At 64.1% G+C, this 12,775-nt stretch carries 14 protein-coding genes; all 14 read left to right on the top strand.

What is annotated here, in order from left to right:
* The first annotated feature begins 26 nt into the window (after positions 1-26).
* The 14 genes from QD208_RS16265 (at position 27) to QD208_RS16200 (ending at position 12,685) form a co-directional block, all read left to right on the top strand.
* Positions 27-506: a phage terminase small subunit P27 family gene (locus QD208_RS16265; RefSeq protein ID WP_279837445.1), complete on the top strand. Its 480-nt coding sequence runs from the start codon at positions 27-29 to the stop codon at positions 504-506.
* Positions 507-512: 6 nt separating this feature from the next.
* On the top strand, positions 513-2,222 hold the full coding sequence (locus QD208_RS16260; RefSeq protein WP_279837444.1) for a terminase TerL endonuclease subunit: 1,710 nt from the start codon (positions 513-515) through the stop codon (positions 2,220-2,222).
* A gap of 1 nt (position 2,223) precedes the next feature.
* Entirely contained in the window at positions 2,224-2,388 is a 165-nt protein-coding gene (locus tag QD208_RS16255; RefSeq protein ID WP_165873905.1) for a hypothetical protein, read from the top strand.
* Complete coding sequence (locus QD208_RS16250; RefSeq protein WP_279837443.1) at positions 2,385-3,605, top strand: phage portal protein; 1,221 nt, start codon at positions 2,385-2,387, stop codon at positions 3,603-3,605. Before QD208_RS16255 ends, QD208_RS16250 begins: the two co-directional genes overlap by 4 nt.
* Positions 3,602-4,204, top strand: coding sequence for an HK97 family phage prohead protease (locus QD208_RS16245; RefSeq protein WP_279837442.1), 603 nt, complete (start codon positions 3,602-3,604; stop codon positions 4,202-4,204). Before QD208_RS16250 ends, QD208_RS16245 begins: the two co-directional genes overlap by 4 nt.
* 15 nt (positions 4,205-4,219) lie before the next feature.
* The gene (locus tag QD208_RS16240) at positions 4,220-5,455 is read left to right on the top strand and encodes a phage major capsid protein (protein WP_279837441.1); all 1,236 of its coding nucleotides are present in this window, start codon (positions 4,220-4,222) and stop codon (positions 5,453-5,455) included.
* Between the two features lie 77 nt (positions 5,456-5,532).
* Complete coding sequence (locus tag QD208_RS16235; protein WP_279837440.1) at positions 5,533-5,862, top strand: head-tail connector protein; 330 nt, start codon at positions 5,533-5,535, stop codon at positions 5,860-5,862.
* 7 nt (positions 5,863-5,869) lie between these two features.
* Complete coding sequence (locus QD208_RS16230; protein ID WP_248380754.1) at positions 5,870-6,415, top strand: head-tail adaptor protein; 546 nt, start codon at positions 5,870-5,872, stop codon at positions 6,413-6,415.
* Positions 6,416-6,426: 11 nt separating this feature from the next.
* Positions 6,427-7,005 carry a hypothetical protein gene (locus QD208_RS16225; RefSeq protein WP_279837439.1) on the top strand — a complete coding sequence of 193 codons (579 nt, stop codon included), beginning with the start codon at positions 6,427-6,429 and terminating at the stop codon, positions 7,003-7,005.
* Complete coding sequence (locus QD208_RS16220; RefSeq protein WP_279837438.1) at positions 7,002-7,442, top strand: hypothetical protein; 441 nt, start codon at positions 7,002-7,004, stop codon at positions 7,440-7,442. Before QD208_RS16225 ends, QD208_RS16220 begins: the two co-directional genes overlap by 4 nt.
* 3 nt (positions 7,443-7,445) lie before the next feature.
* A complete protein-coding gene (locus QD208_RS16215; RefSeq protein WP_279837437.1) occupies positions 7,446-8,192 on the top strand; it encodes a hypothetical protein in 747 nt (248 codons plus the stop codon).
* A 12-nt stretch (positions 8,193-8,204) separates the two neighbouring features.
* Positions 8,205-8,378 carry a hypothetical protein gene (locus QD208_RS16210; RefSeq protein WP_279837436.1) on the top strand — a complete coding sequence of 58 codons (174 nt, stop codon included), beginning with the start codon at positions 8,205-8,207 and terminating at the stop codon, positions 8,376-8,378.
* Positions 8,379-8,449: 71 nt separating this feature from the next.
* Positions 8,450-12,253, top strand: a complete 3,804-nt coding sequence (locus tag QD208_RS16205) for a hypothetical protein (RefSeq protein WP_279837434.1) — start codon at positions 8,450-8,452, stop codon at positions 12,251-12,253.
* Between the two features lie 33 nt (positions 12,254-12,286).
* On the top strand, positions 12,287-12,685 hold the full coding sequence (locus QD208_RS16200; RefSeq protein WP_279837433.1) for a hypothetical protein: 399 nt from the start codon (positions 12,287-12,289) through the stop codon (positions 12,683-12,685).
* Positions 12,686-12,775: the final 90 nt, after the last annotated feature.

Here is a 12,775-nt window from a genome sequence, read left to right as displayed (position 1 = left end):
ATCAGCCTAGCGCGAAGGATTCTCAGATGACACGAGGTCGCAAGCCCAAACCAAGCCACTTGAAGGCGGTGCAGGGCAACGCCGGCAAGCGTGCCATCAACCATGACGAGCCCGAAGGTGATGCACTCGATGTCGCGCCGCCTGCGCCCGACTGGCTATGCGAGATCGGCCGCGATGCCTGGGACAAGCTCGCACCCTGGTTGGTCGGCTCCAAGATCCTGACGCGCTCTGACCTGCATCAGCTCGAGGCCTACTGCGATGCCTACGCCACCTGGCGGCAGGCCGTGGTCGAGATCCAGCAATGCGGCCTGGTGCTGGAAAGCCCTGCCACCGGTGCCCCCATCAAGAACCCAGCTCTGACCGCGAAGAATGAGGCAGCCCGCCAGATGACGACCTTCGGCAGCGCACTCGGTCTCGACCCGTCCAGCCGAGCACGCCTGGCCGTGCCCGGGTCCAAGGACGCCGCCAACCCCTTCGCCGAGCTGCTGGGTGGCAACAAGCGATGACACTCAATGGCCAGCTATCCCAACGTCAATGCTGCGAACAAGTACGCTCGGGACGTGGTGGCTGGCCGGATACCCGCTTGCAAGTGGGTCCGCCTTGCCTGCCAGCGTCATGTCGATGAACAGAAGGCGGCCAAGACGCGCGCCTTTCCCTACCGTTTCGACCGTGACGCCGCCGAGCGGGCATGCGCCTTTATCCAGCTGCTGCCTCACACCAAGGGCAAGTGGGCGCGCGAACGCAAGCTGATCACGCTCGAGCCCTGGCAGCTCTTCATCTTCAGTGTGCTGTTCGGCTGGATGAGCAAGCGCAGTGGGCAGCGCCGTTATCGCGAGGCTTACATCGAGGTGCCGCGCAAGAACGGCAAGTCAGTGATTGCCGCGGGCGTGGCCACCTACATGCTGGCCGCCGATGGGGAATACGGCGCCGAGGTCTATTGCGGTGCCACCACAGAGAAGCAGGCCTGGGAGGTCTTCCGGCCCGCCAAGCTGATGCTGCAGAAGTCACCGGCCCTGATCAGCGCCGCCGGCATCGAGGTGATGGCCAAGAACATCAGCATTCCCAGCGACGGCTCCCGTCTGGAACCGATGATCGGTGACCCGGGCGACGGCTCCAGCCCCAGCTGCGCCATCGTCGATGAGTTCCACGAGCATCAATCGCCCAGCCTCTACGAGACCATGCTGACCGGAATGGGCGCCCGCGATCAGCCGCTGATGTTCATCATCACCACTGCCGGCTTCAACCTCGCTGGCCCTTGCTACGACAAGCGCCGTCAGGCGCAGCAGATGCTGGATGGCGTGGTCGATAATCCTGAACTCTTCGCGCTCATCTACACCATCGATGAGGGTGACGACTGGCAGTCGCCGGACGTGCTGCGCAAGGCCAACCCCAACTTCGGTGTCAGCGTCAGCGAGGAATTCCTGCTCAAGGCGCAGCGCGATGCCATCCAGTACCCCAGCCGCCAGAACTCCTTTCTGACCAAGCATCTCGATGTCTGGGTCTCGGCACGCAGCGCCTGGCTGAACATGGCCACCTGGCTGGCGGCCGGTGATGACTCAATGTCGCTGGACCAGATGGAAGGCGAGCCCTGCTGGCTGGGCGTTGACCTTGCCAGCAAGACCGACATCGCTGCCATCGGCCTGATCTTCCGCAAGGTGCGCGAAGACGCCAAGGTCGAGTGGCGTGCCTTCGTGCGCAGCTACCTGCCGGAAGGCGCGATCGAGCGCGCCAGCAGCAACCGCGCTGCCTATGAGGGCTGGGTCAACTCTGGCCACCTGATCATCACCGATGGCGAAGAACTCGACTTCGAGGTCATCCGGCAAGACATCCTCGATCTCTCCAGTCGCTTCGATGTGCAGGAAGTCGCCTACGATCCGTGGCGGGCCACCCAGCTCGCCCATCAGCTGATGCAGGAAGGCGCGCCGGTCATCGAGTACCGCAATACGGTCCAGAACATGAGCCCCGCCATGCGCGAAATGGAAGCCGCCGTTACTGGCGGCCGCTTCACGCACCCGGCTGACCCGCTACTCACCTGGATGGCCAGCAACGTGGTCGCCAAGGCCGACGCCAAAGAGAACATCTACCCGCGCAAGGAAGCCGCCGACAACAAGATCGACGGCATCATCGCGCTGCTCATGGCGTTGGGGCGTGCCATCACCCTCGATGTCGAGCCGCCCAGCCTTCTCGACTCCCTCTCAGACGACGACTTCCTGGTCATGTGACATGCGAAACCTACTGTTCGACACCCTCGGGCTGGCCGGCTTCGCCAGCCTGACGGGCGGCCTGTACCTGCGATTCGGCCTCGCGGACGCGCTGATGGCCAGTGGCAGCCTGCTACTGGTGTTGGCACTGCTCGGCGCACGCGCCATGCGTAAGGGGGCCTCATGATTCTCGATCAACTGTTCTCCACCCGCTCGGTCGAGAATCCGGCAACACCGCTTAGCGGTGAAGCGCTGGCCGACTACCTGCGAGGCGACTCCAGCATTAGCGTCAATCAGCAGAGCGCCATGACACTTGGCGCGGTCTACGCCTGCATCTACGTGCTGTCATCCTCGCTGGCGCAATTGCCGCTACACGTCATGCGCAAGCAGAACGGTGTCATCACCGCCGCCACGGACCACCCCGCGTATCAGCTGCTGCATGACGAGCCCAACGACTGGCAGACCAGCTACAAGTGGCGCGAGACGGCCCAGTCCCACGTGCTCGGCTGGGGCAATGGCTACACCGAGGTGGTTCGCGATGCGCGAGGCAATGCCGTGTCTCTTCAGCGCCATTGCCCCTGGAACTGCAGCCCGGTGAAGCGCGGCAACCGCTGGCTATATGCCGTCACCGATGAAGAGGGCTCACGCGCTGTCGCGACCGAAGACATGATCCACGTTCGCGCGCTCGGCTCACACGATCGCACCGGCGTCAGCGTGGTGCGTCAGCACGCCGAGACCATCGGGCTCGGGCTGGCGGCTCAGCGCTACGGCAAGGATTTCTTCGAGGGAGGCGGGCGCCCGACGGGGCTTGTCACCGTCAAGGACAGCTTGAACGCCGATAGCTGGAACCGCCTCAAGGAGACCTGGGCCAAGGCCGTCGCCAGTCTGCGCCAGTCCGAGAACAAGACGCTGATGCTCCCCGCACAGCTGGATTACAAGTCGATCACCATCGCGCCGGAGGACGCCCAGTTCCTCGAGACGCGCAAGCTCAACCGCTCCGAGGTGGCCGGCATCTTCAATGTGCCCGCGCACATGATCAACGACCTGGACAAGGCCACCTTCTCGAACATCTCCGAGCAGGCCATCCAGTTCGTGCGGCACACGATGATGCCCTGGGTCATTAACTGGGAGCAGGAGATCAACCGCGCCATCTTCACACCCACCGAGCGACGGGCTGGCTACTACGCCAAGTTCAACCTCGCCGGGCTGCTGCGCGGCACCCCCACCGAGCGTGCCGAGTTCTATCACAAGGCCATCACCGATGGCTGGATGGACCGCAACGAAGTCCGCGCCCTGGAAGACATGAACCCACGCGATGGCCTCAGCGAAATGCTGATCAGCGTCAACGCCACCCCAGCCAGTCAGCTGGGCCAGTCACCCTCGCCCGAGGACTCCACATCATGAGTGAGACAGAAAAGCGCGCCCTGACGTGCGAGGTCCGCGCCGAAGCGGGCGAAGAAGGGCAGCCGTTGCGGATCATTGGTCACGGCGCCGTCTTCAACAAGCGCAGCGAGATGATCATGGGCATGTTCAAGGAGCAGATAGCCCCCGGTGCGTTCGACAACGTGCTGGGCGATGACGTGCGCGCCCTGTTCAACCATGACCCCAACTTCGTGCTCGGCCGCACCCTCAGCAACACGCTGTCGCTGTCGGTGGATGAGGAGGGCCTGCGCTATGAGATCGACCCACCCGACACCCAGTCGGTGCGTGATCTGGTCATGGCGCCACTGACACGAGGTGACATCACCGGCTCCAGCTTCGCCTTCCGTGTCGCCCCCGATGGTGACGAGTGGGGCGAGGACGAGCACGGCGTCATCGTGCGCACCATCCACCGATTCAGCCGCCTGCTGGATGTGTCTCCCGTGACCTATCCGGCTTACCCCGATGCGGGCGCCGCCAAGCGGTCGCTCCAAGCCCGTTGCGATGAACTCCGAGAGATCACGCAGCGTGCCGTCAATCAGCGCCGCGCCCGCGAGCGCTTCCTTGAACTCATCAATGCCTGAGCCCGTGGAGGCTACATGAAACTCTCTGAACTGAAGCAGAAGTACGCGGCCGTCGCCAAGGACATGCGCAAGATGCATGAAGATGCCGGCGACACCGAATGGAAGGATGAGCAGCGCAGCCAGTGGCAGTCCATGAAGAGCGAGCTGGATAGCCTGCAGGACAAGATCGATCGCGAAGAAGCCCTGCGCGATGCGGACCAGCGATTCGTGCGTGACAACGAAGAGGAGCTGCGCGGCCAGTCTCAGACGTCTGAGGCTGGGCAGTCCCAGGGCCCGAGCGTGGATGAGCAGCGTGCCGCGGCCTTCGATGCCTTCGTGCGTGAAGGCATGGGTAACATGAGTAAAGAGCAACGCGCGATCATGCGTGAGATGCGGGCTCAGGCAGCGGGCGAGAATGACAAGGGCGGCTACACCGTCCCGACTACCATGCTCAACCGCATCCATGAATCCATGCAGGACTATGGCGGACTGGCCTCGGTTGCCCAGATCCTGAATACCTCCGATGGCGCCAACATCGAATGGCCGGTGTCTGACGGCACCGGGGAAGAGGGTGAGCTGCTGGGGGAGAACACCGCCGCCAGTGAAAAGGATGTCGAGTTCGGCATCCAGAACCTCGGCGCCAAGAAGCTGAGCTCCAAGGTCATCCGTGTCTCCAACGAGCTGCTGCAGGACTCGGCCTTCGACATCGAGGGCTTCCTGGCCTCGCGCATCGGTTCCCGTATCGGTCGCGCCGAAGCCAAGTACCTGGTGAGCGGTACCGGTGCAGGTAGCCCCCAGCAGCCCAAGGGCCTCGCCACCTCGGTCACTGGCACCGTGGCGGCAGCCGCTGCGGCCAGCCTGAACTGGAAGGACATCACCAAGCTGATCCACAGCATTGATCCGGCGTACCGTCGCGCGGCGAACTTCCGTCTGGGCTTCAACGACAACACTCTGCAGAAGATCACCGAGATGGAAGATGGCCAGGGTCGCCCGCTGTGGCTGCCGGCCGTCGCGGGTCTGGCGCCATCCACGGTACTCGGTCAGTCCTACTTCATTGATCAGGGCTTCGAGGACATGGCCGCGAGCAAGAAATTCATGTTCGCCGGTGACTTCCAGCAGTTCGTGATTCGTCGCATCAACTACATGACGCTCAAGCGCCTGGTCGAGCGCTATGCCGAGTTCGACCAGACGGCCTTCCTCGCCTTCCATCGCTTCGATTGCGTGCTGCAGGACACCGCCGCCATCAAGGCGTTGACCGGCAAGGCGGCCTGATCTTCATCCACCACCTGACACAAGGGCCGCCATCGTGCGGCCCTTGCCTGTTGGGGCAAGCCCCATGAGGCATGCCGATGCTCGAGCTGGACATCATCAAGCTGCACGTCCGGCTGGAGCCGGACTTCTCCGAGGACGATCAGCTCCTCGATACCTATTCCAATGCGGCCCGTCGCGTCATTGAAGGACGCACGGGGCGCACGCTGTATGAAACCCACGACGCCATTCCGACAGAAGGGGATGAGCACGCGCTGGTCATCGATGACGACATCACCACCGCGATGCTGCTGCTGATCGGTCACTGGTACGAGACCCGCGAAGCCGTGGTCATCGGCACCATCACCTCAGAGGTACCCATGGCCGTGGGCGCCCTGGTCGATCACTACACCCATTACCACTTCGCATGAGGTGACTATGCGCGCCGGACAGCTTCGCCATCGCGTCACCCTGCTGGGTAGCCGCACCGGGCACCCGCCCAGCTGGCCCACCTTGCGTGAGGTCTGGGCCGAATTCGTGGAGCCCAAGAGTGCCGGGCGAGAAGAGCAGGCGGGTATCCGTGCCCCATCTTCCACGCTGGTGCGCATGCGGCCTCGTGCCGAGCTGGCGGCAGGCCAGATCATCCGCCGCCGCGATGGGGTGCTGTTCATCATCGAATCCATCGACCCGGCACGCAGCATGGTCGAGATTGCCGCGCGTCGCCTACAGGGCGTGGTGGCCGAGTATGAGCCACTGAGTGGTGAGGCCTATCCCATTCAGGCATGGCTGCACCGCCAGAACGTCTTCATCGGCCAGGCCAATGAGGCGCGCAATGTGGTCGAGGTGCTGCAGCCGGAGCTGCGCTGGCCGTGGCCGGAGCCCGGCGACAGAATTCACATCGCCGGCCTGGCGCTCGAGATCGAAGGCATCGTGGAAGGCAGCGATGATGGCATCAGCGTGCAGCTGTTCACCATCCCTCGCTGACAGGAGGCTGCATGGCTCGCAAGCGTGGCAAGAATTCACGGCTGCCCAAGGGCGTGGCCATCGAGGGGCTGACCGAAAGCCTGGCGGAGTTCAAGGCGCTACCCGCGGCCACCCGCCGAGCGATGACCTCGGCCATCAATGAGCAGGCATCCGCGACCCGCAAGCAGCTCATCGATGACATCAGCGCCGATGGCAAGGTCAGGCCGGCGGCGGTGCGCTCGCGCATCACGGTCGAGAAGGCCAGCAAGGACCAGCCCAGCGCCAGTCTCACGCTCAGCCGCTCACCGGTGCCCTTCAAGTTCTGGCAGTACCGCACCGAAGTAGAGGATGGCACTGGCACCCGCGCCAGTATCTGGATTCGCAAGGGCGGCCAGCGTATGCGGGTCTATGGCTTCGTCAATCCCAAGGGTGGCAGCAAGTCACCGCTGGTGCGCTACCGCAAGGGCAGCCAGCGCCGCCTCACCCGTGCCAACGGCTGGACCCTCAAGAACCACTGGAATCATCAGGTGAATGGCGAGCTGCGCAAGCAGGTCGCCTTCGACCTCCAGCAACGCTTCCTCGCTCGCCTGGCCAAGGAGAGAGCCACATGACGCCCATCACCCGCGTGATCGATGCCTTCGTGGCACAACTGGCGGCCATCTCGACGGCCAATGGCCATGCCACCGACATCGCGCATATCGAGACCGAGGCCATCCAGATCAACCTGCGCTCGGAGACCCCGCTGCCACTGCTGCATGTCCGTCGTCTGACCAGCAACGTGGAGGCCCGTGCCGGGCGGGGGACGCGCAAGGAATCGATCAGCCTGCAGATCGAGGCCTATCTCGACCTCAAGACGCATGAGCGTGCCGGTCAGGATGCGCTACTCAATGATCTTTACAACGCCATCTATCCGGAGAGCCAGGTGCTGCTTGATGGGCTGGCGGTCACCATCACGACTGGTGAAGCCGAACTGGATGATGCGGAGCTGGGCAGCCGCATTCTTCCCATCTATCTGCCCGTGACCATCACCTACACCCGCACGAGGTAACTCATGGCTGACTTCAAAGACACAGGCCTGATCATGTCTGGCGACATCTTCATGGCCGAGGTGGATGCCGACGGCAAGTTCGGCGCCCTGAATGGCCCGATGAACGTGCCGTCCCTGAGCATCACGCCGACCAGCGTGAACCGCATTTCTCGCACTTCCTTCCAGAAGGACAACTACGGCCAGGCGCTGGATGCCGTCAACCTGCCCAGCGATTCGGCCAGTGTCACCATCCAGTTCGATTCCATGCCGGCCGCCATGCTGGCAGAAACGCTCGGTGGCACGGCAGAGCTGGCGGATGCCGAAGCTGACAGCGTGACCGGCGAGGCGCTGACCCTGACGGAAGGGGCCTGGGCGGCGTTGCCGCATTCCTCGCTGGCGGCGGGCAGTGTCGTGGTCACCAAGGACGCTACCGATGTCACGGCTGACTGCGACATCAACCTGAGTGCCGGTCTCATCAAGGCGCGCACCGCTTCCGCGGCAGGCGATGTCACCGTGGATTACGACACCGAGGCGGTCACCGGCCATCGCGTGATGGGGGACACCGAGATCTCCAAGCCGCGTTACATCCTGGTGGATGGCATCAACCTGGCCACCGGCAAGCGTACCCGGGTCGAGATCTTCCGTGCCGTGCTGTCGGCGGATCAGGCGACCGAGCTGATGGGCACCGAGTTCATCACCGGGCAGCTGTCCGGCTCGCTGGTGGTGCCGCCCGGCAAGGGCGCCGCCTACACCGCCACCATGTATAGCTAACGGGAGCGAGCCATGACCGCCAAGACCGCTACAGGTAAGACTGGCACTGAACCCAAGCCCAGCGACTCGGTGAGCGTCAAGCTCAAGAAGGCGCATCGTCACGGCGGCAAGGAGTATGCCGCCGGTGACTCCCTCACCGTCGAGGTGCGCCAGCTGGAGCGTCTGAAGAAGGCGGGCAAGGTCTGAGCCTGCCTGCTGTGAGTTGCACCACCTAGCCCGCCATCTGGCGGGCTTTTTCATGTCCGGAGCACGACACGATGGCCAATCAGAGTGACATTCAGCTGCGCATTCAGGCCGCGGTCGATGGGCTGCAAGACATCGGCAAGCTGATGAGCGAGCTGGACAATCTCGGGCAGGACAGCAGCGAGGCCTCAGCCGAGGTCGAGCGCCTCTCCGAAGAGATGTCGGCCATCGGCCAGCAACAGAAGCTGGTCACCCAGATCAACAAGGTCGCGGCAGTCGTGGATGACGCCGGGACCGCCATGCGCGAAGCCGTGGGCAAGGCCGATGACTTGCAGGCCGCGTATGAGAATTCCGCCAACGGTGCGGACTCGCTGCGGCTTGCGACACAGCGGGCGACTCAAGAAGCGGACGACGCCAAGGCGGCGCATGTCGCCCAGGCCCAGACGCTGACCCAGCTGCAGACCAGCTACAAGGGCGCCCAGACCGCCACAACCGCCGCCCGTCAGGCATGGCGTGATGCCGCCCAGCGTGTGCGTGACCTCAAGTCCGAGATCGGCCGGAGCGCCAACGCCACTGATGAGCAGCGTCAGGCATTGTCGCGGGCAAGTGGTGCCGTGGAGCAGGCGAAGGATGCTTACGATGCCCAGGCGCAAAGCCTCAGCAGCCTGCGTGATGAGTTGCAGCAGCAGCGTGAAGCGACGGATGAGGCCAAGGAAGAGTGGCAGAACGCCAGCGCCAGCGCGGCCCAGCTGACTGCCGAGCTCAAGCCGGTCGAGCGTGAACTGAAGCAGCAGGAAAAGGCCCTCAACAAGGCCCGCGCGGCCGCTGACAAGGCGACCGCCGGTCATGAGGCTCAGGCCCAGAAGCTCACACGCCTGCAGCAGGACGCCCACGCCGCGGGTGTGGACATCGACAACCTGACCGATGAAGAGCAGCGCCTGGCCCGCCAATCTCGCGAGCTGGAAGACGACGTGACTTCGCTGGCATCTGGCCTGCGTGAGACTGCCGCGGCCGCCCGCGAGTCCGGTGAGGCTGCCGAGCGCAGCGAAAGCCGTTTCAAGAAAGCCGGCGCAACGCTCAGGCAGTGGGCCGCCGGTGCTGTCACGGCAGCGGGGGCGGGTGCTGCACTGGCTGCTGGGTGGGCCACGCGTTACACCGTCCAGCAGGCCGAGATGGCTCAGCAACTGGATATCACGTCGCGTTCGCTGGGTATCTCCACCCAGGCGCTACAGGGTTATCAGTACGCCTTTCGGCGTGCCGGCATCGATGCCGACAAGACTGCCAATATCTTCAAGGACACGGCCGACAAGATCGGCGATGCCTACCAGAATGGCGGTGGTGAGGCGCAAGACGCCCTCGAGGCTCTGGGCATCAAGGCCGAGGAGCTGATCGAGCTGGCGCCGGACGAGATGATGCTGCGGCTGGCCGATGCCATGAAGGACTTGCCCCAGGCATCTCAGGTCAATCTGCTGGAGTCACTGGCAGACGATGCCACGCGCCTGCAACCACTGCTTGCCAACAATGCCGCTGAGCTTCGGGCGCTGATGGAAGAGGCCAGCGAAGTGGGGGCGATCATGTCCCCCGAGAGGATCGCTGAGCTACAAGCGACCGACGCCGCTATCACCCGCCTGCAAGGCCGTGTTCAGGGGCTGAGCAATCGCCTGTTGGGCGAATTGTCGCCGGCGGTCAATCAGGTGTCTGCCGACTTCGAGCAGGCGCTGGAAGAGAACCCCGGGCTGCTGGATGACCTCGCCACGGCCATCGGGGGTGTGATTCGCACTGGCGGTGAGTGGGCGCGCAGCTTCATAGAGCATCGCGAGCAGATCGGCGGCGCCATGCAGTCGATCATTGATACCGGGCAATTCCTCGGCAACTCCCTCACGGCGGTCTTCCGTGGTGTTCAATCTGTAGTCGCGGGGCTGGTCGCTGCGGTCGCGGCAGCTTCCACCTGGGTGCTGGAGTTGACGGCTACTTCGGTCAGGGCGCTGGAGATGGTAGGGCTGGCATCCGAGGCACAGGTGGCGCAGGCCAAGGCACGGGCCGTGGCTGCCCGTGCCACCTTGAATGACTTGAACGCGGATGCAGTGCGCTATGCCCAGCAAGCTGCTGCCGCTGCCAAGGATGCCTTCAACGCCTTCGACAACAGCGATACAGCCGCGCAGAAGGCTGCCAAGTCGGCTGCCAAGCAGGCTGCTGCCTCTGAGGCTGCGGCCATTGCTGCCAAGAAGCAGGCCGAGGAAGAAGAGAAGGCCGCCAGGCAGGCAGCGGATGCGGCCGCCAAACGCCAGAAGGCACTGGAAAACGCCGCCACATCTCTGGGCACTTCGATGGGCGAACTGTCCAGTGGTATCGCAGACAGCGAGCAGGAAGCCCTTGATGCCTTCGCCACGCTGGCGGCCAGTGGTGAATTGAGCGCGGCGCAGCTGGCGACGGCCTTCGAGAAGGCGCAGGACAAGATCAAGTCTGACAAGGGCATCGCCGCCCTGAAGGCGCAGGTCGATGGACTGGTGAATGACGGCGTGACCGGCGCGGATGCTCTCGCGACCAAGTGGAAGTCTGCCGGTGCCCGCCTGGCCAAGGACATGGGCACCACCCTGGAGGAGATCCGCACCGGTGTGACCGAGGCGGAACGCTCGGCCATTGATGCCTTCACCAAGATCGCCTCTACCGGCGAGCTATCCGCCAAGGAGCTGAGCCGTGCCTATGTCGGCGCCAAGGAGCAGATCAGCTCTGACGAGGGCATCAAGGCCTTCGGCGCGGTTCTCGATGGGCTGGTCAAGGATGGCGTGACCGGGGCTCGCACGCTCAAGGCGCAGTGGATCGAGGCGCAGGAAGCCACGGCCAAGGCAGCCCGGGACACGGGAGACAAGGCGCAGCAGGCCTCTGCCGACACGGCCCAGACGGTGGAGGCCTCTGTCACGCGCAGCGCCCAGACCATTGCCCAGCTGATGAGCAATGCCCTGCACGAGACGGAAGAGCAGATGCGGTCACTCAGTGACGCCGCCTATCAGGCCTTCGCGACTGACTGGGGGATCGACACCCAGGCCGAAGGCATCGAGGGCATGCAGGACCGCATTGCCGAGTTGGATCATGAGATCGGTGATCTTCGCGACAACCTCGCCACCCGTCTCGACTCCACCGGCTTCACAGCCTGGATGACGGACCTCGCCACCACGTCACGTCAGACCGAGATCGCCTTCCTCGAGCAGAAGATCGCCGTGGAATCACTGACCGATCAGATCGAGGCAGGACGGGCGCCAGCCAGCGCACTCTCGCAGGACATGGACGACCTCTCACGCCGCTTCGACCTGCTCGATGAGTCGGACCTTTCCGGTCTCGAAAGCTCGATTCAGTCGGTGCGCAGTCAGGTCGAGTCGCTGTCAGACAGCGTGAGTGACACCTTGGCCAGTCTGCGCTCGGAACTCGCCAGCCTGCAGGGCGATAGCGCCCAAGTGGAGGCACTGCGCTATCAGCAGCAACAGGCCGAGCTTCAGGAGGCGCTCAACGCCGCCCGAGCATTGGGCGATGCTCAGACCATCAGTGCAGCGCAGGAGTCGCTGCGGCTGGCGGAACGCGCTCACGATCTTCGCCTTGAGGATATCCGCGCCCAGTCCGAGCAGGAGAAGCAGCAGGCCTTGGCCGATGAGGCTGAGCGTCAGCGCAACGTGCAGGAGGCAGAGGTCACCCAGCGCGAGAACAACCGTGACGCCCAGAACCGTACCAGCCAGCTCACCCAGTCGGTACAGGCCCAGCGCCGCGTGGCGGTGGATCTCAATATCGCCGGCCAGCAGGTCACGCTGAACGGGGTGGATGAGAGCGAGGCCGATGCCTTCCTTGATCGATTGACCCAAGCCTCACGCACGACGGCCCGCCGCTGATGGCGGGCGTTTCATTTCTATCGAGAGAACGCCATGGCGATCACCCTTGAGGGCATTGTGCTGCCCGATGACATCCAGTGGACCGATGAGCTGGTGTCCCACAGCGTCGGCCAGGTGCAGACGCCCACGCTGACCGGGGCACTCATCATCGAGGAGTCTGCGCAGGCGGCAGGGCGCCCCATCACCCTCGCCAGCGGCAACGGGGCCTGGGTAACCCGCGCCACCGCGCTGGCCCTCACTGAGCTGGCAGCCACGCCGCGGCCAGACGGCACGCCCATGACGCTCATCTGGGGCGATGGGCAAACATTCGATTGCGTGTTCGACCATGCCAGCGGCGAAGCTGTCTCGGCCACCGAGGTCTACCGGCTCGCTGCTGGCGGCCAGAGCCCGGATCACCCTTACACCATCACGCTGCGCCTGATCACTGCCTGATTCTCACCTTCCTGCTGGAGCCAGCCCAATGGCCAACGAAACAATCCATAGCGGCGACATCCGCATCCTGCAGTCCGAGCGCATGACCGA

The sequence above is a fragment of the Cobetia sp. 29-18-1 genome (assembly GCF_029846405.1).
In the GTDB taxonomy this organism is placed as follows: Bacteria; Pseudomonadota; Gammaproteobacteria; order Pseudomonadales; family Halomonadaceae; genus Cobetia; species Cobetia amphilecti.
This window is presented reverse-complemented; position numbering and strand designations above follow the sequence as displayed.